Origin of the sequence: Klebsiella sp. AqSCr (genome assembly GCF_008452795.1) — a bacterium.
Taxonomy (GTDB): Bacteria; Pseudomonadota; Gammaproteobacteria; order Enterobacterales; family Enterobacteriaceae; genus Klebsiella; species Klebsiella pneumoniae.
The window spans coordinates 1,756,965-1,776,682 of the sequence record NZ_MJDM01000005.1; the positions used below are offsets into that span (position 1 = coordinate 1,756,965).

The 19,718-nt window shown below is 59.7% G+C and carries 19 protein-coding genes; 3 read left to right on the forward strand and 16 right to left on the reverse strand.

Annotation, left to right across the window (positions count from 1 at the left end; translation table 11 throughout):
* Both BHE81_RS28740 and BHE81_RS12520 read right to left on the reverse strand, forming a co-directional pair.
* Window positions 1–96: hypothetical protein (locus BHE81_RS28740; RefSeq protein ID WP_228268727.1), on the reverse strand; the 96-nt coding region annotated here is incomplete at its 3' end.
* Window positions 97–5,046 carry an alpha-2-macroglobulin family protein gene (locus BHE81_RS12520; RefSeq protein WP_023342654.1) on the reverse strand — a complete coding sequence of 1,650 codons (4,950 nt, stop codon included), beginning with the start codon at window positions 5,044–5,046 and terminating at the stop codon, window positions 97–99.
* Between the two features lie 205 nt (window positions 5,047–5,251).
* Between BHE81_RS12520 and sseA the strand changes: the two genes are divergently transcribed.
* Together sseA and BHE81_RS12530 are read left to right on the forward strand one after the other, a co-directional pair.
* On the forward strand, window positions 5,252–6,109 hold the full coding sequence (gene sseA / locus BHE81_RS12525; protein WP_002913950.1) for a 3-mercaptopyruvate sulfurtransferase: 858 nt from the start codon (window positions 5,252–5,254) through the stop codon (window positions 6,107–6,109).
* A gap of 226 nt (window positions 6,110–6,335) precedes the next feature.
* Entirely contained in the window at window positions 6,336–7,178 is an 843-nt protein-coding gene (locus tag BHE81_RS12530; protein WP_004174837.1) for a hypothetical protein, read from the forward strand.
* A 70-nt stretch (window positions 7,179–7,248) separates the two neighbouring features.
* Here BHE81_RS12530 and sseB read toward each other — a convergent pair whose 3' ends face one another.
* The 11 genes from sseB to trmJ all read right to left on the reverse strand — a co-directional run bounded on the left by sseB (window position 7,249) and on the right by trmJ (window position 16,084).
* Window positions 7,249–8,025, reverse strand: a complete 777-nt coding sequence (gene sseB / locus BHE81_RS12535) for an enhanced serine sensitivity protein SseB (RefSeq protein ID WP_002913952.1) — start codon at window positions 8,023–8,025, stop codon at window positions 7,249–7,251.
* Between the two features lie 99 nt (window positions 8,026–8,124).
* Window positions 8,125–9,411 carry an aminopeptidase PepB gene (gene pepB / locus BHE81_RS12540; protein WP_004185110.1) on the reverse strand — a complete coding sequence of 429 codons (1,287 nt, stop codon included), beginning with the start codon at window positions 9,409–9,411 and terminating at the stop codon, window positions 8,125–8,127.
* Window positions 9,412–9,481: 70 nt separating this feature from the next.
* On the reverse strand, window positions 9,482–9,682 hold the full coding sequence (iscX, locus tag BHE81_RS12545; RefSeq protein ID WP_002913954.1) for a Fe-S cluster assembly protein IscX: 201 nt from the start codon (window positions 9,680–9,682) through the stop codon (window positions 9,482–9,484).
* Between the two features lies 1 nt (window position 9,683).
* Window positions 9,684–10,019 (reverse strand): ISC system 2Fe-2S type ferredoxin, encoded by a 336-nt coding sequence (gene fdx / locus BHE81_RS12550; protein ID WP_002913956.1) that lies wholly within the window; start codon window positions 10,017–10,019, stop codon window positions 9,684–9,686.
* Between the two features lies 1 nt (window position 10,020).
* The gene (gene hscA, locus BHE81_RS12555; protein WP_023342653.1) at window positions 10,021–11,871 is read right to left on the reverse strand and encodes a Fe-S protein assembly chaperone HscA; all 1,851 of its coding nucleotides are present in this window, start codon (window positions 11,869–11,871) and stop codon (window positions 10,021–10,023) included.
* Window positions 11,872–11,886: 15 nt separating this feature from the next.
* Window positions 11,887–12,402, reverse strand: coding sequence for a co-chaperone HscB (hscB, locus tag BHE81_RS12560; RefSeq protein ID WP_023342652.1), 516 nt, complete (start codon window positions 12,400–12,402; stop codon window positions 11,887–11,889).
* A gap of 74 nt (window positions 12,403–12,476) precedes the next feature.
* A complete protein-coding gene (gene iscA, locus BHE81_RS12565) occupies window positions 12,477–12,800 on the reverse strand; it encodes an iron-sulfur cluster assembly protein IscA (RefSeq protein WP_002913979.1) in 324 nt (107 codons plus the stop codon).
* Between the two features lie 17 nt (window positions 12,801–12,817).
* Window positions 12,818–13,204 (reverse strand): Fe-S cluster assembly scaffold IscU, encoded by a 387-nt coding sequence (gene iscU, locus BHE81_RS12570; protein ID WP_002913991.1) that lies wholly within the window; start codon window positions 13,202–13,204, stop codon window positions 12,818–12,820.
* Between the two features lie 26 nt (window positions 13,205–13,230).
* Window positions 13,231–14,445 carry a cysteine desulfurase gene (gene iscS, locus BHE81_RS12575; protein ID WP_002913992.1) on the reverse strand — a complete coding sequence of 405 codons (1,215 nt, stop codon included), beginning with the start codon at window positions 14,443–14,445 and terminating at the stop codon, window positions 13,231–13,233.
* Between the two features lie 178 nt (window positions 14,446–14,623).
* Window positions 14,624–15,115: a Fe-S cluster assembly transcriptional regulator IscR gene (gene iscR, locus BHE81_RS12580; protein ID WP_002913993.1), complete on the reverse strand. Its 492-nt coding sequence runs from the start codon at window positions 15,113–15,115 to the stop codon at window positions 14,624–14,626.
* Between the two features lie 234 nt (window positions 15,116–15,349).
* A complete protein-coding gene (gene trmJ / locus BHE81_RS12585) occupies window positions 15,350–16,084 on the reverse strand; it encodes a tRNA (cytosine(32)/uridine(32)-2'-O)-methyltransferase TrmJ (protein ID WP_004185116.1) in 735 nt (244 codons plus the stop codon).
* 120 nt (window positions 16,085–16,204) lie between these two features.
* Here trmJ and suhB point away from each other — a divergent pair, with 120 nt between their 5' ends.
* On the forward strand, window positions 16,205–17,008 hold the full coding sequence (suhB, locus tag BHE81_RS12590) for an inositol-1-monophosphatase (protein ID WP_002913995.1): 804 nt from the start codon (window positions 16,205–16,207) through the stop codon (window positions 17,006–17,008).
* Window positions 17,009–17,054: 46 nt separating this feature from the next.
* On the opposite strand, the gene BHE81_RS12595 is transcribed toward suhB, so the two are convergent.
* The 3 genes from BHE81_RS12595 to BHE81_RS12605 all read right to left on the reverse strand — a co-directional run bounded on the left by BHE81_RS12595 (window position 17,055) and on the right by BHE81_RS12605 (window position 19,600).
* Window positions 17,055–17,891, reverse strand: coding sequence for a hypothetical protein (locus BHE81_RS12595; protein WP_021440564.1), 837 nt, complete (start codon window positions 17,889–17,891; stop codon window positions 17,055–17,057).
* 99 nt (window positions 17,892–17,990) lie between these two features.
* Window positions 17,991–18,971 carry a nickel/cobalt transporter gene (locus BHE81_RS12600; RefSeq protein ID WP_021440565.1) on the reverse strand — a complete coding sequence of 327 codons (981 nt, stop codon included), beginning with the start codon at window positions 18,969–18,971 and terminating at the stop codon, window positions 17,991–17,993.
* Window positions 18,962–19,600, reverse strand: a complete 639-nt coding sequence (locus BHE81_RS12605) for a DUF1007 family protein (RefSeq protein WP_023301580.1) — start codon at window positions 19,598–19,600, stop codon at window positions 18,962–18,964. The genes BHE81_RS12600 and BHE81_RS12605 overlap by 10 nt, the downstream gene beginning before the upstream one ends.
* Between the last annotated feature and the right edge of the window lie 118 nt (window positions 19,601–19,718).

Sequence of the window (19,718 nt, forward strand, 5' to 3'; positions counted from 1 at the left end):
CCACAGGCGATCGGCCGCCAGCACCGCCAGCCACAACAGAAAAATAAACGCCGCCAGCCAGCGCCAGCGGCGTTTTACCCGAGGCAATACGCGCATTTACGGCGTCACGGTGAGCGGACCGCTGGCCGCTCCTGTCGCCCGCCACTGCGGCGCATACATCGATTCCACCTGCGGCTGCGGGACCTGATAAGTGCCCGGCGTCACCGCCCGCGCCAGATAGACCAGCGTCACCGGCTGGCCTTCATTGACAGCGACGGCGGCGACGAAACGGTCATCGCGGAACTCGATATGCTGAATATCCGCCTGCTGCATCTGGTTAAGCAGGTTTTGCACCGCGTCGCCATTCTCCTGCAGGCTGGCGCTGCTGTTGGCCAGATTCTGGTTTTCCAGCTCCAGACCGGCTGGCAACAGATCAACCACCAGCGCGTCAGGCACGTTGCGTTTGGCGGTCACCTCCAGCTTGACGAGCACCAGTTCGCCGCTGCGCAGTGAAGACAGCGATTTCTGCTGCCCCTGGGTATCGAAAATAGTGCGTTCAATCCCCAGGACGTTACCGCCCGGCTGCGGCGCGCTTTGCGGATAGCCGCTGCTGTCGAGACGCAGCCACAGCGGCTGACTGCCGGTATTACTCACCTGCAGCGCCGCCAGCCGATCGCCGTCGAGGTTGCGGGTTTGCGCTTTGTCGCCGGCCAGCGGCTCCGCCTGCAGCGAGGTTTGCGCCTGCCAGCTGCCCGGCAGGTCCGCCAGCGTACGTCCGGCAAGGAACAAGGCGTTGGTTTCCTGGGTCGACAGCCAGCGCTGGCCATAGGCCTCTTCCGACAGCGTGCTCAACAGCTGAGTTTGCACCTCCGGCAGCAGCTTATTCTCTTCCAGCAGCGCCAGCTTCAGGGCGTTATCGCGCAGCGGGCTACCGTAATCGCCCAGCCAACGATTCTCATCCTGGCGCGGGGTGGCAACCGCCAGCTTCAGGGCGGCGTCGCCGCGCGGCGCATCGCCCATGGTTTTCAGCGCAATGCCGAGCTGCAGCAGCGGCAAGCCAGATCGCGCCTGGTCGTGACGGCTCCAGATTTCACGCAAGGCGCCGAGCGGCGCTTTTTGCTGACGCGCCAGCACCAGCGCGGCATAGGCCTGAGCGGCAAAGCGGCTGGCCTGGGCGTCGTCGCTGTAGCGCACGGTCATCAGGCCCGGCTCCTGCAGATAGCGCAGCAGGCGCTCGTTGCCTTTATTAATGGCGTTGACCGGTACGCTATAGCCCTGCTCGCTGGCGCGCACGAGGAAGTCCATGGCGTAGGCGGTCAGCCAGTACTCTTCCGGCCCCTCTCTATCCCATAGCGCAAAGCCGCCGTTTTCCAGCTGCATCTGCAGCAGGCGTGAAATACCGACATCGATGGCCGCGCGGCGTTTTTCGTCGCTGTCCCCGCTAATGCCCAGCGCCTTTAGCTGCGCCGCGCTGGTATACAGGGACGGGAACAGGCCGCTGGCGGTCTGCTCAAGGCAGCCGTAAGGATAGGCTTTCAGCTCGCGGATATAGCGGGCGAGATTCAACGGTGGTTTACCGCTGAGCAGCAGTTGGCCCTGCAGCGTTTGCGGGGCAAAGCCCTGGCTCTGCGCCGCCGGCGGCTGCCAGCTTTCACCTGGCTGCAGCACTGCACCGCTGTTGACGGTCTGTGCCGGGTACGCCGGACGCACGCCGATTTTCCACTGTTTTTGCAGCGGGGCGAAGGTTTCGCCCGGCAGGCTCAGGCCGCTGATGGTGGCATTAACCTGACCATCGCCGAAGCCCGTCAGCGCGCTCACTGGTATAAACAGCGTGCTGCGCGCCCCCGGCGCCAGCTGTACCGGCGGCAGTTGACCCTCGGTCAAGGTCACCAGCCCGCTGGCGGTAAGATGAACCTGCAGGGTTTGCGGTTTATCGGTCAGATTGCTGAGATCCAGCGCCAGCCGTGTGGTATCGCCGCTGGCGAGGAAGCGCGGGGTGTTCAGTTCGGCGATGACCGGGGCGGCCACCACCACTTTATCTTCGCTGCTGCCGAAGTCATCCGCCGTCCACGCCTGGGCCATCACCCGCAGCTCGCCGTTAAAATCGCCAATGGGTAACGTCACCGTGCCTTCGCCCTGATCGTTCAATACCACCGGCTGCGCCTGCTGGGCGACGATCGTCACGTGGTTGACCGGCGGTTTGCCGCCGCGTTTTAACTCGTCGCCATCGCCGCCGAAGCGCAGGCTGGCCACCCGCCCCTGCCCTTCGATCACCTGGCCGTAGATGTCATAGATATCTGCGCCGTAACGCTTCTGGCCAAAGAAGGCGTTCCACGGATCCGGGGTAGCGTAATCGGTGATATTCAGTACCCCGCTATCCACCGCCGAGAGCAGGACATTGACCTGTTTCGGCGCCTCGCCCTCTTTGACGCTGGCTTTCACTTTCACCGTCAGCGGCTGGTTGGGGCGTATTTTGTCCGGGGCCTCCAGCGCCAGCGTCAGGCGACGGTTTTCATCGCCCAGCGGCAGATGCAGCAGGCCCACCGCGCGTTTCGGCGTCGCCGAGCGGGATTTATCGCCGGGACGAACCACCAGCGTGCTGAGGTAGAGGTCGTGGCGATTCCAGGTTTTATCCACCGGGATCGACAGGTCCATCCCCTCCGCCGGGACGTCAATTTCCTGCCACCACAGCGGCCCTTCGCTGGATTCCACCATTGCGTAGCCTTTACCCGCCGCCGGGGCGGCGATGTGCAGCCTGATGGTGTCGCCCGGTTTATAGCTCGGTTTATCCAGCTTCATGGTGACCCGGTCAGGACGCGCCGCGCCGGCGCCTTCGCTGTTATCCTGCCAGCTGTAGCCCGCCCAGAAGCGCACGCTGCTGACCACGTCGTCCGGTCCTTTCACCTCCAGGCGATAGGATCCCCACTCCACCGGGAAGCTCACTTTGCCGATCTGGCCGGCCTGCAGGTCCAGCGACTCCTCGCCCTCCTGCAGATCTTTTTGATCGAACTGCGACTGCCAGCCTTCGCTGTCGGACCAGTTCCAGTAGTAGTCGCGCCGCTCGCGGATCAGCCGCACCTGGAGACCGGAGATCGCTTTTTTCTCGCCTTTGACGTCGGCATAGACGATATCAAACGCGGCGTTACTGTTTTCATCCACCACCGGCTGTTTGACGGTGGTATCGGTGCGGTAATCGTAAACGTCCTTCAGCGTAAATTGCGGGCGGATCCCCGGCAGCGCCTCGGCGGGCCAGATCGGCTGCTTAACCGTACGGGTCACCGGGCGACCGCCGGATTCCAGCAGGCTGGCCTGCAGCACCACCTGCAGCGGCGAATGGCTATCCTGCCACTGGCTTGAGGTGGTCACTTCGCCATGGCCTTTTTCGTCCAGCGTCAGCTGGACTTCATCCAGACTACGGGAGAGGTTTTCTTCCGCAATATCGCCGAACTGGAAGCCCGGCAGCGCAGCGACGGCGTCGCGCAGCGGGCGCAGGAACAGCTTGCCCTGCAGCTGGTTGCCGCTGGCCGGCGCGCCGTAGAGATAAGCGCCGCTAACGCCAAAGGTGACGTCGGCATCCGGCGCGACTGGCGCGGCCTGCGGCGTCAGGTTCAGGGCCATGCGTTCCGGCATAAAGTCTTCAACGTGGAAATCCCATTCGCGCGGTTGATTGTCGCCGGCGCTGGCGCGAATGTGCCACATGCCGGTAGCCGCGCCGCTGTCGAGCGGATAAGTAAACTGATACAGGCCATTCACTGGTTTGCTCATCACCGAGCGGATCACCTGGCCGTCTGGCTGAACCACCTCCAGTTTCACCGGCTGCTCCGCCAGCGGCTTGCCGTCGCTATCGCGCAACAGCGCATTAAGGATCACCGTTTCGCCGGGACGATAGAGATCGCGCGGGCCAAACATAAAGAACTGTTTGCTAAAGCCGGGCGCGCCTGCGATAGAGAATTCCGCCAGATCCAGCGCCGGCAGCTTGAGGTCGAGGAGCGTGGTCTGCCCCTCTTTGCGCGCCAGCAGCAGCGCGGCTTCTTTATCGGTTTGCAGGGTGACGTGGCCCTGGCTGTCGCTTTTCGCTTCCGCCAGGGTCTGCCCTTTGGCATTGAGCAACTGCACCTCAATGCCCGACTGGGCGGCGCCGTTTTCCAGACTCTGGGTAAAAACGTCCAGCCGGTTATGGTAGCGATGCGCCGAGACGCCGATATCGCTGAGGGTAAACAGCGTCGCCGCGTTGCTGTAGCTATAACGGCCCGCCGGGTTCATGACCGCCACGTAGACGCCAGGCTGCTGGAGCGGCTTGATATCGCTCAGCGGCAGCAGCAGCTTTTCGCGAGTATTACGCGCCGGGTTGAGATCGAAGCGGCCGGTATAGACCAGATCCGCCATCTTCAGCAGTTCATCAGATTCCCAGTTGCTTAACGAGTTACGGTATTCCCACTGACTGACAAAGGCGGAGAGCGATTCCGGCTTAATGCGGAAGAAATTAACGTCGACATTATCGACGTTAAGCGCCATCACCGGCAGCCCGGCGACCACGTTGCCCGGCAGCAGCGAGCCGCGGCTGGCAAACCCAACGCTCGGTGCGATATCGCGAGTGGTCAGGGTCTTCTCAAACGGTTTATCGAGCGTCGCCTTGTTCAGGGCGGTCAGCGTCGGGTCGACCGAGACAATCAGCTCGCGCTTTGGCTCAAGGTGACGCAGACGCAGCTCTTTCAGATTCGGCGCCAGCTCCCAGGCACCGTCCACCTTACCGCTTTTCTTGTCGACCAGATGCACGCTGCGGGAGAAATCCTGGTCCGGCTGCAGCGGGACGGAAAACGTCAGCACCAGGGTCGCGGCGCCATCCAGTTGCACCTCCGAGGCGTCGAGGAGCGTCAGCGCTTTACCCTGGCTTTTTTCCGCCAGCGCCGCCAGCTGGGCGCGGTCCGGTTTTGCCGTCGCGCCTGGGTTGCTATCCGCGGCTGGCGCCGGGGCCGAGGCCTGCGGTGTACCGCTGTCATCACACCCGGTTAATGAAAATGCGGTAAGGAGCGCTAGTGATAGCGCCGCTAAACGAAATGGTTTCATCCTTCTAACCCCTCGGCCGATGAGCCTGATGCAATTTGTCACATTTATTATGCGTTATGGCGGCGCTTCTCAACAGTGACGAAGCGGGTTTCTGCCGATTAATCAGAAAAGTGCCGTGACGCCGTCCCCACTCTGGCGTCCTTAACTTGTCAGCGCCAGCTAAAACGCCGACAATTCAGTCATGAATAATAAAACGGAGGCACCTATGTCCACCTCGTTTTTTGTCGCTGCCGACTGGCTGGCAGAACATATTGATGACCCGGAAATTCAGATTATCGACGCCCGCATGGCGCCCGCCGGGCAGGAGGCCCTGCGGGATATGGCCGCGGAATACCGCGCCGGCCATGTGCCGAACGCGCTGTTTTTCGATATCGAGGCGCTATCCGACCACACCAGTCCGCTGCCGCATATGATGCCGCGGGCCGAAGCGTTTGCCGTCGCCATGCGCGAACTGGGCGTCTGCAGCGATAAGCATCTGGTGGTCTATGACGAAGGCAATCTGTTTTCCGCCCCGCGCGCGTGGTGGATGCTACGCACCTTTGGCGTAGAGAAGGTGTCAATTCTGGCCGGCGGACTGGAGGGCTGGCGGCGCGACGAACTGCCGCTGGAACAAGGGATGCCGGAGGTGGCCGAAGGGGAATTCGACGTGCGGTTCGATCCTCAGCAAATTAAGCGTCTGACCGACGTCCTGTTGGTCAGCCATGAAGGATCGGCGCAGATTGTCGATGCCCGTCCGGCGGCCCGGTTTAACGGCCAGGCCGACGAACCGCGCCCGGGCCTGCGCCGCGGGCATATCCCCGGCGCGCTGAACGTACCGTGGACGGATCTGGTGATTAACGGCGAACTGAAAACCGTTGACGAGCTGAACGACATCTTTTTACGTCAGGGTGTCGATTTTGAACGGCCGATCATCGCCAGCTGCGGCTCGGGGGTGACGGCGGCGGTGGTCGTGCTGGCGCTCACCACGCTTGGCGTGAACGGCGTCTGCCTGTATGACGGCTCCTGGAGCGAATGGGGCGCGCGGAGCGATCTGCCGATTGAACCGGCCCCTGCCGCTCCGTAAACACGGCGTGACCGCGGGCCTCCCGTTCCGCGGTCACTAAATAATTTCTGATTTTCTCTCCCACTTTCTTCTGCTTCTCGCTAAACCGGTTACTCTGTGCTGCCGCAGGGCTTGTACCTGTCGAGTTCGCTTTGCCTGATGAGGAGGCAGAGCACTGGTACAGAATTCCTCAGGGCTGATAGCGCATCCAGTCCATCCCAATCTGATGTCACCACAAGGAGTGAAAATGGCATTAGTCTCTAACCCACATTCGGCTTATTCACCGCGCCTTCCCTGGCTGGGAGGTATAGCTGGCCTGCTGGCAGGCGGCGCGATCCTTTATTTTTGGCCGCAATGGAACCGGACATGGCTAAGCCTGGTGCCTGCGCCAGTCTCCGTGTATACCCGCTTTCTCGGGGTCACTCTCGAAGACGTTCCGTTAGTCACCTATTGCCATCAGGCGCTGCTGGGTTTTCTGATGGTGCTGCTCGCGCCCGGTTACGGTAAGTCGACCCTTGCCGCGTGGATGATGCATAACCCAGCGTCAAGCCGACGCTGGCCCGGCGAGGTATTCCGTGCCTGGGTCACAAAATTTGGCCTGCTGGTCATGGTCTTTTGCAATCTGTTCTTTTTGTCCCGGGTCCCATCCGGAACCCTGGCGTTATACATTTTTATTCTCCAGCACATCAGCGTTGCCGCGGCGGTGGCGTCAGGGGTGCTGCTCCTGCGTGACGCCCGGCGCCTGGCCCGCACGTTCGACGCTCAGCTGGCGGACCTGCGTCTTCTCATGATACTTACCCTCGGGTTCCAGACGATTTTGCCGGCGCAGATCGCGCTGATGAGCGCCCGGGGCGTGAATACGCCGCTGGGCTGGTACATTGTTATCGCGCAAATGGCAGGGGTGTTACTGGCGTTTATGCTGGTCGGCGGGCTGGTGGCAGCGCTACGTTCTCTGCTGGGCGAAGAGAGGTGCCGGGCCTGGCGCGGGGATATGGCGCTCTTCAACGGCATTGTCACACTGTGCGTGACGGGATTTCTCCTCTATCACATGGTGTCTGCCTATCCGCGAATCTTTGCCGCCCTGCATTAGCTTTTGCCACCCCGCTTTTGTGCCTCGAACTGGAAGCAGAAAGAAACAGCGGGGGCTGCCGCCCCCGCTGTCAGATGATGCGGTTCTGCTTAAAATCGCGCAGGAAGCTGCCCCAGCGCTTTTCATAGAACGGCGTGATATGGGCAATCATAAAGTGGCTGATGCCCTTCTCGCCTTCCACCACCTGGCAAATATCGATCGGTTCGTCGCCTGGCAAGGTATCGGTGGCCACGCTGCCGGTGGTCTGGATAATGGCTTCAATATCTCCTTCCGCTTCAATCCCGATCAATAAGTTTGCCGGCGCGTCGGCGCGCTCTTTAATCGAGCACAGAAACGCCCGCTTGACGGTCTTCAGCGTTTTGAACAACGTGGTCAGCGAATCGACCATCTGCGCCGGCGGTTCGGCGACTTCAGACAGCAGCAGCGCTTCGCCGCCTTCCAGTACCGTCTGGGTGCTCAGTGGGCTGCCTTCTTCGCCTAACAGATGGCTGATTTCCCGTGGGGTGAACTCTTTGCCGCTCGGCAGCTTCGGGTTGAGGAATAACGATTCGCCCAGCGTCATCGCCATCAGCGTGCGGGCCGGCATCATCACGAAGGCCTGTTCATCCGCCACCGCCTGCTGCAGCGCCTCCAGCGAGGTAAAGAATGGGATCACCGAGGTACCGTCGTCTTTTTCCCAATGCTGCAGATCCAGCGCGCTATCTTCGACAATCTGCTCGCCATCGGCTGCCCTGCCCGGCACCCAGACGGTGGCCTCCAGCAGCGCGCTGAAAAATGCCGGACGATGGGCGGGCTCAGTCGCCGCTTTTTCCAGCAGGGTTTCTAATTCATTTTTTGTATCTGACATAGTTTGGCTACTTCACAATGAATTGCCCGGCGGCCATTCGTCCACGCGGGCATATGGTTTTCCTGGCCGGGTAAGCGCGGGAGCCACCCGGCAAGGCCATTACTCAGCTGTCAGCAGGTTAGCAATGGTACGCACGCCAAGCCCGGTGGCGCCCGCCGACCACTGCTCAACGGCAGATTTGCGGTAGGTTGCCGAACAGTCGATATGCAGCCAACCCTGATGGTAGTTTTCCACGAAGTGGGACAGGAAGCCCGCCGCGGTGCTGGCGCCGGCCGGATAGGCCGCGCTACCGGTGTTGTTCAGGTCAGCAAAGTTGGACGGCAGCTGGTTGCGGTGGAACTCGGCCAGCGGCAGACGCCAGAAGGCTTCGTTTTCCGCCTGAGCGCTCGCCAGCAGGCGATTCGCCAGCGCATCGTCAAAGCTGAACAGCGCGTGGTAATCATTGCCCAACGCGGTTTTCGCCGCGCCGGTCAGGGTGGCGGCGTCGATGATCAGCTCTGGCTTCTGCGCCGAGGCGTCAATCAGGCCATCCGCCAGCACCAGGCGGCCTTCCGCGTCAGTGTTCATAACTTCAACGGTTTTGCCGTTGCGATAATGAATAATATCGCCCAGTTTGAAGGCGTTACCGCTGATCAGGTTGTCGGCGCAGCACAGGAACAGCTTCACGCGTTTGTTCAGCCCACGGGTAATGGCAAAAGCCAGCGCGCCGGTGATAGTCGCCGCACCGCCCATATCGGATTTCATCGAATCCATAAAGGCGCTTTGCTTGATGCTGTAGCCGCCGGAATCAAAGGTGATGCCTTTGCCCACCAGGCAGGCGTATACCGGCGCCTCTTTATCGCCGGTCGGGTTATAGTCCAGCGCCAGCAGAACCGGCGGGCGCTCGGAGCCGCGGCCCACGGTATGCAGACCAAGATAGCCCTGCTCGCGCAGATCTTCGCCTTTGGTGATGCGATAGCTTATCTTCTCACCCGCCACGCCGCACAGCAGGTCGACAGCGCGCTGCGCCAGCTGCTCCGGACCCAGCTCTTCAGCCGGCGCATTGATGGTGTCGCGCACCCAGTCGATGATCGTCAGGCGGTTATCCAGCTCGCTGCGCTGCGCGTCGTCAAGGGATGGCCATTCGACCTGACGCTGACCTTTCGGCCCTTTATAGCCGGCCCAAAAGGCCCAGGCGCGATCGGTGTTCCAGCCTTCGCCGCTCAGGGCGACGTGCTTGATGCCCATGCCGTCAATTTTGCGCGCCGCGCGCTGGATAAGCCCGAGGTCGTCTTTACCGTTGAGATGTAGAGCGATGCCGTCGTTATTGATGCTCCAGGTCGCTTTTTCTCCCCAGCGTCCATCGGCTGGCTGAGTAGAAAGCGTAATCTTCATAGCTTCGGTCATTATCATTATCCTTCTTAGCAAACGGGCCACCCTATGGCAGCCCGTTAAAATGTTTTCGCTTAACGCGAAATTATTCGGCCTCGTCTAGCCAGACTAGCAGAATCGCCTCGAGAATTTTTTCATTGGATGCGTTTGGATCATCATCAAACTCTTCCAAATCGCAAATCCACTGATGCATGTCGGTAAAGCGAACGGTTTTCGGGTCGAGATCCGGGTAAGCGTCATACAAGGCCTCGCCGATTTCGCGACTGTCGGTCCATTTCAGTGCCATATTAGTGCTCGCGTGCGTGGTTGATGGTGTAACGCGGGATCTCAACGACCAGATCTTCGTCGGTGACGCGCGCCTGGCAGCTCAGACGGCTGTCAGGTTCCAGCCCCCAGGCTTTATCCAGCATATCGTCTTCATCTTCGCTACTTTCCGCCAGCGAGTCAAAGCCTTCACGCACGATGCAGTGGCAGGTGGTGCAGGCACAGGATTTTTCGCAGGCGTGTTCAATTTCGATACCGCTACGCAGCGCGGCATCGAGAATGGTTTCACCGGTCTCAGCTTCCACAACGATGCCATCCGGACACAGGTCCTGGTGGGGCAGAAATACAATTTTTGGCATTTTAAACCTCGTCCACGGATTGGCCTTTCAGCGCGATACGGACCGACTGATCCATACGGCGAGCGGCGAATTCCTGGGTTTGTGTGTCGATATTTTTAATCGCTTCTTTAATCGCGTCAGCGTCGTCGCCTGCCGCGGCGGCGCGTACCTGCTCCGCAGCGGCATCGATGGCCTGACGCTCCGCGGCGCTTAACAGCGCGGCGTCGGCGGCCAGCGCGCTTGTCAGGCTCTCCAGTACGCGCGCGGCTTCCACTTTCTGTTCAGCCAGCATGCGCGCCTGAATATCCTGTTCGGCGTAGCTCATCGAATCTTTAATCATGGTGGCGATTTCGCCATCGGTCAGACCGTAAGACGGTTTCACCTGGATGGAGGCTTCTACGCCGGTCGATTTTTCCATCGCCGTAACGCTCAGCAGGCCATCGGCATCCACCTGGAAGGTAACGCGAATATGCGCCCCGCCCGCCGGCAGCGCCGGGATACCGCGCAGCGCAAAGCGCGCCAGCGAACGGCAATCCTGGACCAGCTCACGCTCGCCCTGCATCACGTGAATGGACATCGCCGTCTGGCCATCTTTGAAGGTGGTAAACTCCTGCGCGCGGGCCACCGGAATGGTGGTATTACGCGGGATCACTTTCTCCACCAGGCCGCCCATGGTTTCCAGGCCTAACGACAGCGGGATAACGTCGAGCAGCAGCAGTTCGCTGTCCGGCTTGTTGCCCACCAGGATATCGGCCTGGATCGCCGCGCCGATGGCGACAACTTTGTCCGGGTCAATGGAGGTCAGCGGAGTGCGACCGAAGAACTCGCCAACGCGCTCACGCACCAGCGGCACGCGGGTCGAACCGCCGACCATCACCACTTCCAGCACTTCTTGCGCTTCAACGCCAGCGTCTTTTAGCGCCCGACGGCAGGCCATCAGGGTACGTTTTACCAGCGGGGCAATCAGATCGTTAAACTGGCTGCGGGTGATATCGCCCTGCCAGCCGCCGACCTCGACGTGCGCTGCCTCGGCATCGCTCAAGGCGATTTTCGCCGCGATGGCGGCATCCAGCAGCTCACGCTGCAGACGGTTATCGCTGCGGTCGCTGAAGCCCGCCTGCTCGCGCAGGTAGTCAGCCAGCAGGTGATCGAAATCATCGCCGCCGAGAGCCGAGTCGCCGCCGGTGGCCAGCACTTCAAACACCCCGCGGCTTAAACGCAGAATGGAGATATCAAAGGTGCCGCCGCCGAGATCGTAGACCGCAATCACCCCTTCCTGGCCGGAGTCGAGGCCGTAGGCAATAGCCGCCGCGGTCGGCTCATTGAGGAGGCGCAGCACGTGCAGGCCCGCCAGACGCGCCGCGTCTTTGGTTCCCTGGCGCTGAGCGTCATCGAAGTAAGCGGGAACGGTAATGACCACGCCGTCGAGTTCGCCGGCCAGCGCTTCGGTCGCCCGGGCGGCCAGCGCTTTGAGGATATCGGCGGAGACGCGAATCGGGTTCAGCAGGCCGCCGGCCGTCTGGATCATCGGCAGGCCGTTTTCACTGGCCTGCAGCTGATACGGCAGATGCGGGTAACGGTTTTGAATATCGGCGAGGGAGCGCCCCATCATCCGCTTCACGGAGCTGATGGTATTGGCAGGATCCTGAGCGGCGTTAAGCCGGGCGTCATGGCCGACGGTCAGCCCCGAAGCGTGGTAGTTCACCACCGACGGCAGCAGATAGCGGCCTTGATGATCGGGCAGAGTCTCGGCCTGGCCGCTACGCACGGTAGCCACCAGAGAATTGGTGGTGCCCAGGTCGATACCGGCCGCCAGACGACGCTGGTGCGGCGCGGCGCTCAGGCCGGGCTCACTAATTTGTAATAAGGCCATAATTGCTTCCGAAAATTAAAAATCGAGCAGTTTTTCTTCGAGTTCTTCAGCACTGCTGCGCAGTTTATCGAGGAAACGGAGCTTACGAACCGTGTCCGCCGCCGCCTCCCAGCTCTCATTATGCAATTGGTCAACCATCAGCTGCTGACGGGTATCAAACAGCGCTTTCACCCGTTTGATAAAACCTCCCAGCCGCGCGTCGTCTTTCGCCTGGCCGATCTCATCCAGCTCTTCGCGCAATTCCAGCTGTTCCATCAGGAACGCGGTATCGCGAACGGTATGCTGCTCGCTGGCCAGATCGAAGCCATGCAGCGAAAGGAGATATTCTGCGCGAGTCAGCGGATGGCGCAGCGTCTGCCAGGCCTGGTTTATAGTGGCGGAATGCTGAACCGCCGCAAGCTGTTCCGCCGCAGGCGCGCTGGCAAATTTATCCGGATGGTACTGGCGCTGCAGATCCTGATACCGGACAGCCAGTTGTTCAAGCGAGAGGGTATAGCTGGCTGGTAACCCGAAGAGGGTGAAATAGTCCATAGTAACCTCAGGGTCATGCATCTAAATTAAAACCCCACGCGCGGCGTGACCGCGGTGGGGTTGAGGAGTACCGATTATACGTTAAAGCTTTCGCCGCAGCCGCACTCATCTTTGACGTTAGGGTTAGTGAATTTGAACCCTTCGTTGAGGCCTTCTTTGACGAAGTCCAGCTGAGTGCCGTCGAGGAATTGCAGACTTTTGCCGTCGATCACGACCTTCACGCCTTTGTCTTCAAACACGGTGTCTTCAGCCGCCGGCTCGTCAACAAACTCCAGTACATAGGCCATACCCGAGCAGCCGGAGGTTCTTACGCCCAGGCGCAGGCCAAACCCTTTACCGCGGTTCGCCAGGAAGGCATTGACTCGCGCTGCTGCACTGTCGCTAAGAGTAATCGACATAACAAAACCTCAACTAATTATTTTGCTTCACGTTTGCTTTTGTAATCCGCAATCGCGGCTTTAATCGCGTCTTCCGCCAGGATCGAGCAGTGGATTTTCACCGGCGGCAGTTCCAGTTCATCGGCGATATCGGTGTTCTTGATCGCCTGCGCTTCGTCCAGCGATTTGCCCTTCACCCACTCGGTAACAAGGGAGCTGGAAGCGATAGCGGAACCGCAGCCGTAGGTCTTGAAGCGCGCGTCTTCAATGATACCTTCATTGTTGACTTTAATCTGCAGCTTCATCACGTCGCCGCAGGCCGGCGCGCCGACCATGCCGCTGCCGACGTTCTCGTCGCTGTTGTCAAAAGAGCCGACGTTGCGCGGATTCTCGTAATGATCGATAACTTTTTCGCTGTAAGCCATGATGAATTCTCCTTATTGGTGCCGAATTAGTGATGTGACCATTCAATGCTGTTCAGATCCACGCCCTGTTTGAACATTTCCCACAGCGGAGAAAGCTCGCGCAGACGGCCAATGGATTTGCGAATCAGATCGATGGCATAGTCAATCTCTTCCTCGGTAGTGAAACGACCTAAAGAGAAACGAATAGAACTGTGCGCCAGTTCATCAGTCATGCCTAACGCGCGCAGCACGTAGGATGGCTCAAGGCTCGCGGAAGTACAGGCTGAACCGGAGGAAACCGCCAGGTCTTTCAGCGCCATAATCAGCGACTCGCCTTCAACATAGTTGAAGCTGACGTTGAGAATGTTCGGCGCGCCCTGCTCGAGGTCGCCGTTGAGGTACACTTCTTCCATATCCTTCACGCCGTTCCACAGACGGTTGCGCAGCGTGCGCAGACGCGCCATCTCGCTTTCCATCTCTTCTTTGGCGATACGGTAAGCTTCACCCATGCCGACGATCTGGTGAACAGGCAGAGTACCGGAACGCATACCGCGCTCGTGGCCGCCGCCGTGGATTTGCGCTTCGATACGAATACGCGGCTTACGGCGCACGTACAGCGCGCCGATGCCTTTCGGACCGTAGATTTTGTGACCGGAGAAGGACATCAGGTCAACTTTCAGCTGGCTCAGATCGATAGGCAGCTTGCCCACGCTCTGGGTGGCGTCTACGTGGTAAATGATACCGCGGGCGCGACACATCTCGCCGATGGTAGCGATATCCTGCACCACGCCGATTTCGTTATTCACATGCATGATGGAAACCAGGATGGTGTCGTCACGCATCGCCGCTTCCAGCTCTTTCAGATCGATAATCCCGTTGCTCTGCGGCGCCAGGTAGGTCACTTCGAAGCCTTCGCGCTCCAGCTGACGGCAGGTATCCAGAACCGCTTTATGCTCGGTTTTGCTGGTGATGATGTGCTTGCCTTTTTTCTGATAAAAGTTGGCTGCACCCTTGATCGCCAGGTTGTCGGATTCAGTCGCACCAGAGGTAAAGACGATTTCGCGCGGGTCGGCGCCGACCAGCTCGGCAATCTGATTGCGGGCGATATCAACCGCCTCTTCAGCCTGCCAGCCAAAACGGTGGGAACGGGAGGCCGGGTTACCAAAGGTCCCGTCCATGGTCAGGAACTGCATCATTTTCTCGGCAACACGCGGGTCCACCGGCGTGGTTGCGGAGTAATCGAGGTAAATCGGTAATTTCATTGCTCTTAAACTCCGTACATCACTCAATGCAAGGAATCAGGCAACCGGCTTGATGTACGACCGAGTACACGGAATGTCGGAGCATCCCGGCCTGATTCTGAAAGCTCTTTATAATCGTTGTCCCGCCGTTTCGCGCCGCCTTGCCCTGTCAGCCGCAGCCCGAAACGGGACGGGTCACTCAGGCGCGCAGTTTAACGTCAATCGCGTCCTGGGTGCGCGCATTGCGCTGGGTTTCGTGCTGATGCTGACGACCGGAAACATCGAGGATCTCCTGGTTATTCACCAGTTCCCCGAGGGTGATATTGTTCAGGAAGCCGGTCAGGCGCTCGCTCAGGTCGCGCCACAGCGCGTGAGTCAGGCATTTATCGCCGCCCTGACAGCCGCCCTTGCCCTGGCAACGGGTGGCGTCAACGGATTCGTCCACGGCGCTAATGACTTCGCCGACGGCGATACTGCCGGCATCTTTACCTAACAGATAACCACCACCTGGGCCACGAACGCTGGAAACCAGGCCATTTTTACGCAGGCGAGAGAACAGCTGTTCCAGATAGGAAAGCGAAATTCCCTGACGCTCTGAAATATCTGCCAACGGCACCGGGCCCGTTTCAGAGTTGAGCGCAACGTCAAGCATCGCGGTCACGGCATAACGCCCTTTAGATGTCAGTCTCATGTCTTACTTAACCTCAAACTCGCCCCTGGCCGGGCTTTTTATTAATATGGGTATTGCATAGCAGGGCCAAGTCTGACATTCCCGAGTAATTTGGTCAACTATTTACTTGACTGTTTTAGTCAGGTATTTGGCTTTCCGTGCCGTTTTACTTCCGCATAGCCTGATACCTTCATCCCGCCAGGCGAGCCCGATTCGTAGCCCGGATAAGCGAAGCGCCATCCGGCGTTAACGCGGTTACTTACCTTTATTCTGCTGCTCAATAGACGCCAGCATGCCGCGCAGGATGTTCAACTCCTGGCTTTCCGGACGCGCGCGGGTGAACAGACGACGCAGCTTGTTCATCACCTGCCCCGGATGATTCAGGCGGATAAAGCCCGTCGCCAGCAGCGTCTGCTCAAGATGGTCGTAGAATCGCTCCAGATCGTCCACCAGCGGGTACGGCGCCTCTTCATGCTCAACCGCCGGCTGCGCTTGCTCCTGCGCCGCCAGCCAGGCCATCCGCACTTCATAGGCGATAACCTGCACCGCCATCGCCAGGTTCAGCGAGCTGTACTCCGGGTTGGCGGCGATCGCCACGTGATAGTGGCACTTCTGCAGTTCATCGTTGGTCAGACCAACGCGCTCGCGGCCAAAGACCAGCGCCACCGGCGCATGCTGACCTTCGGCGACGCTTTTCAGACCGCATTCGCGCGGGTCGAGCATCGGCCACGGCAGCGTGCGGGAGCGCGCGCTGGTGCCAACCACCAGGCTACAGCCTGCCAGCGCTTCATCAAGGGTATCGACAATCTGCGCGTTGCCGATCACGTCGCTGGCGCCCGCGGCCAGGGCTATCGCCTGCGAATCGGGTTTGACCAGCGGATTGACCAGCCACAGGTTAGTTAAGCCCATGGTTTTCATCGCGCGGGCTACGGAGCCCATGTTGCCGGTATGGGAGGTTTCTACCAGTACGATTCGAATATTTTGCAGCATTATGGTTCTTCGGCTAAAGATTATTCGTGCATGCTACCATAAAACGGAGACATAAGCAGATTTGGCTGCTATTATATGCGCCGTTTTTTCCCGTTCTTTAACATCCAGTGAGAGAGACCGATGCATCCGATGCTGAACATCGCCGTGCGCGCCGCGCGCAAGGCGGGTAATTTAATTGCCAAACACTACGAAACGCCAGACACCGTAGAAACCAGCCAGAAAGGCAGCAATGATTTTGTGACCAACGTCGATAAAGCCGCCGAAGCGATTATTATCGAAACCATTCGCAAATCTTACCCGCAGCACACCATTATCACCGAAGAAAGCGGTGAACACGCTGGCGAAGAGCAGGATGTTCAATGGGTTATCGATCCACTGGATGGCACCACCAACTTCGTTAAACGTCTGCCGCACTTCTCTGTTTCCATCGCCGTACGCATCAAAGGTCGTACTGAAGTCGCGGTGGTCTACGATCCGATGCGTAACGAACTGTTTACCGCGACCCGCGGCCAGGGCGCGCAGCTGAACGGCTACCGTCTGCGCGGCAGCAACGCTCGCGACCTCGACGGCACCATTATCGCGACCGGCTTCCCGTTCAAAGCGAAGCAGCACGCCACCACCTACATGAATATTCTCGGCAACATGTTTACCGAATGTGCCGACTTCCGTCGCACCGGCTCTGCCGCGCTGGATCTGGCCTATGTGGCCGCCGGCCGCGTTGACGGTTACTTTGAGATCGCCCTGAAACCATGGGATTTCGCCGCAGGCGAGCTGATCGCCCGTGAAGCTGGCGCGATTGTCTGCGACTTCACCGGCGGTCATAACTATATGCTGACGGGCAACATCGTTGCCGGTAACCCGCGCGTGGTGAAAGCGATGCTGGCGAACATGCGCGAGCAGCTGAGCGACGCGCTGAAGCGTTAATCTCTTACTGATGTCAAAAAGGAAGCCGCGGCTTCCTTTTTTTATGTCATTTTATCATGTTGAGGATCTGGCGAATCACCGCATTGCCGCCAATACAGAGCACCGTCAGGCCGCTAAATAAGGCCAGCGGTCCGCGCCAGCGCAGACAGCCCTGCGTCCCCAGCCAGCGCCGGAAACACAGCGCTATCCCTACCGTCGCCAGGCGGGCTAACAGCACGCCGACCATCGCCGGAACCAGCAGCAGCCATCCCCACAGCGGCAGCTCATACTGCTGCGCACTGAGTAAAATCCATACCAGCTGAAACGGCAGATAAAAGCTCAGGGCAAAGATCAGCGGAATGCGAATATTCCCTGCCGGTGCGGCAACGCCCTGAAAGTCGCGCCAGCCGTCGCGCAGCAGTATTCCAGCCAGCACCAGCGTGGCCAGATAGCATACGTCGTTAAAGATGCCCACGATCTGCATTAGCCTGTCGCTGCTTAGCTTACCCATAAACGCGAAACGCCAGAAAATGATCACCAGAAAACCGAACTGCAACACCCAGCTGCGCAGGATCCAGTCGACCATCTCCCGCGGCGAGGGCTGGTTATGCACAGCCCAGGCAACAATGGGCAGTTTACTGTGACCGGGATGACAAAAGGCCAGCACGAAGCCCGACAGCGTTAGGGTGGCGTAGGCCACCAGCGGAATATCCGCGACACTCGCCACCCCGAATCGCATAACATACGGCATGGCGTGGTAGACACGCACCAGATCTGACGGCCACCAGCTGGCCAGGGCTGGAAACCAGAATATGATCGCCAGGCCCGCCAGCAGCCCGGCGGCGCCGGCGCAGCCATAATAGAACCGCCCGCTCTGCGCGGGAGAAACGATATTTGCGGCCATAGCGACTCCTTGTCATCCGCCGAAAAGCGGAAAACTAGAGCATCGCTTCGCCAGCGGCAAGCGCTGGCGCCCACTTTAGGATTTGCGCCCGGCGTCTGTCTAAAACGGACGGATCCCACCGCCGGCAGGGACGGCGCTGAGCCACATCACCCCTGCCGCCGCCAGCAATATGACGCCGCCGGCCAACGCCAGCGTCGCCCAACTAACCTGCTTCCATAACGCTGGCGCCTGATGGCGACTGAGGCGGATCGCCAGTTGGCGGAACCCATGCACCAACAGCGCCAGCGCCGTGATAGTCAACGAGGTTCCCGCCGCCATCGCCAGCGCCGCCGCCATCCCCCAGCCAAAAACGCCGATTACCTTGCTGAACAGCAGAACCATGATCGCCCCCGAGCAGGGACGCATACCCATCGACAGGACGATCGCGGCGCGAGCCCGCCAGTCGTCGCCGGCCTGCAGCTGCTCCGGGGCCGGGAGATGCTGATGCCCGCAGCCGCAGTGTTCGTTATGAACATGATGCGGGGTAAAAGCGGTAAACGTTGGCCGGCGCAGCAGCAGACGCAGCTTTTTTAACGCCCGCCAGCACAGCAGCAGCCCTAACGCACCCACCAGCAAATAGCTCCCCTTCTCCAGCCAGAAACTGCTGAGGTGCAGCTGGCGCGCCGGCAGCTGCAGCAGCGCCAGCACCACGACCACCAGCGCGATGGCCACCAGCCCCTGCAGTAAAGAAGCGGCCAGCGTCAGGCCAATGCTTGATTTCAGCTTCGCGGGATGGGTGGCAAGCCAGGTCGTAATGACAATTTTACCGTGGCCGGGCCCTAAGGCATGGAGCACCCCGTAAACAAAGCTAAACCCCAGCAGCGACAGCCCTGCCGCCGCCGGGTTCTCCGCCACCGCCTGCAGCAGGCGGCTGAGTTCCAGGTTGAGCGAACGCTGCCAGACTGCGCTCTGCATCAGCACCTGCGGCCACGCCCGCCACAGCCAGACGCCGCCGATGATGCTCACAGCCAGCAACAGCGCCAGCGGCCACAGCGCTTTCCAGCGCGAAGATCGCGCGCGCGGAGTAAAAATTACTGACATGTCAGGGTCACCTTCTGGGCAAAATAGCTGCCCAGCGCCATATCTTCCGGCGGCGCATCCGCTTTATCCAGCGACTGGGCGTATGAGAGCATTTTGTCGTTCGGTTTTGGCGTCATCACCGTTGCCTTACAGGCGGCCCGCAGCCCTGCGGGCAGGGAAAAATCGCTATCCTTGTCATAAAACATATCGACGTAGTAGGCCGGGTCGAAGGTGGAAAAGGTAAACGTCTGCCCGGCAATGGGTTGCGGCGTCGCCAGCGGCAGAGTAAAGGTGAGTACCGCCTGCAGTCCGTCACGTTCGAGGCCGTAACCGTCGGGACGATTGTCAAATTTAACCCGCTGACCGTTATGCCACAGCTCGCTGAAATAGTGCTGACCGAGCACGTTGGCCATCACCTCCGCCGCCAGCTTTTTCCAGACTTCGCTGCCCGGTTTGGCGTTTCCGGCATCATAGAGCAGATCCGATGAGGTAATTTCATCCATCGTCCAGCGCATTTTAAAGGCGCTCAGCAGACCGTCCTTGACCACCGGCTCGCTTTGCAGGCTGATGAAGCTATGCGGATGCGCAGCGGCCGACCATGATAAAACCATGAAAAACGCCGCGCTTGTGCATTGTTTCACTCTGTTCATCTGTTCCTCACGTGAAAAATTCTGTGAACTTCGCCAGCAATCCTGAGTAAAAGCGGACGCTCTTCCCTGCCCACGCCGCGGTCATTGTCTATCCTTAGCGGAAACCCTAACTGGAACT

What these genes read in the sequence shown, in the direction of transcription:
- sseA (WP_002913950.1), top strand. Translation starts at nt 5,252, where the DNA reads ATGTCCACCTCGTTTTTTGTCGCTGCCGACTGGCTGGCAGAACATATT.
- fdx (WP_002913956.1), bottom strand. Translation starts at nt 10,019, where the DNA reads ATGCCAAAAATTGTATTTCTGCCCCACCAGGACCTGTGTCCGGATGGC.
- iscS (WP_002913992.1), bottom strand. Translation starts at nt 14,445, where the DNA reads ATGAAATTACCGATTTACCTCGATTACTCCGCAACCACGCCGGTGGAC.
- trmJ (WP_004185116.1), bottom strand. Translation starts at nt 16,084, where the DNA reads ATGCTGCAAAATATTCGAATCGTACTGGTAGAAACCTCCCATACCGGC.
- iscR (WP_002913993.1), bottom strand. Translation starts at nt 15,115, where the DNA reads ATGAGACTGACATCTAAAGGGCGTTATGCCGTGACCGCGATGCTTGAC.
- BHE81_RS12520 (WP_023342654.1), bottom strand. Translation starts at nt 5,046, where the DNA reads ATGAAACCATTTCGTTTAGCGGCGCTATCACTAGCGCTCCTTACCGCA.
- hscA (WP_023342653.1), bottom strand. Translation starts at nt 11,871, where the DNA reads ATGGCCTTATTACAAATTAGTGAGCCCGGCCTGAGCGCCGCGCCGCAC.
- suhB (WP_002913995.1), top strand. Translation starts at nt 16,205, where the DNA reads ATGCATCCGATGCTGAACATCGCCGTGCGCGCCGCGCGCAAGGCGGGT.
- BHE81_RS12530 (WP_004174837.1), top strand. Translation starts at nt 6,336, where the DNA reads ATGGCATTAGTCTCTAACCCACATTCGGCTTATTCACCGCGCCTTCCC.
- sseB (WP_002913952.1), bottom strand. Translation starts at nt 8,025, where the DNA reads ATGTCAGATACAAAAAATGAATTAGAAACCCTGCTGGAAAAAGCGGCG.
- BHE81_RS12595 (WP_021440564.1), bottom strand. Translation starts at nt 17,891, where the DNA reads ATGGCCGCAAATATCGTTTCTCCCGCGCAGAGCGGGCGGTTCTATTAT.
- hscB (WP_023342652.1), bottom strand. Translation starts at nt 12,402, where the DNA reads ATGGACTATTTCACCCTCTTCGGGTTACCAGCCAGCTATACCCTCTCG.
- iscU (WP_002913991.1), bottom strand. Translation starts at nt 13,204, where the DNA reads ATGGCTTACAGCGAAAAAGTTATCGATCATTACGAGAATCCGCGCAAC.
- iscA (WP_002913979.1), bottom strand. Translation starts at nt 12,800, where the DNA reads ATGTCGATTACTCTTAGCGACAGTGCAGCAGCGCGAGTCAATGCCTTC.
- iscX (WP_002913954.1), bottom strand. Translation starts at nt 9,682, where the DNA reads ATGGCACTGAAATGGACCGACAGTCGCGAAATCGGCGAGGCCTTGTAT.
- BHE81_RS12605 (WP_023301580.1), bottom strand. Translation starts at nt 19,600, where the DNA reads ATGAACAGAGTGAAACAATGCACAAGCGCGGCGTTTTTCATGGTTTTA.
- pepB (WP_004185110.1), bottom strand. Translation starts at nt 9,411, where the DNA reads ATGACCGAAGCTATGAAGATTACGCTTTCTACTCAGCCAGCCGATGGA.
- BHE81_RS12600 (WP_021440565.1), bottom strand. Translation starts at nt 18,971, where the DNA reads ATGTCAGTAATTTTTACTCCGCGCGCGCGATCTTCGCGCTGGAAAGCG.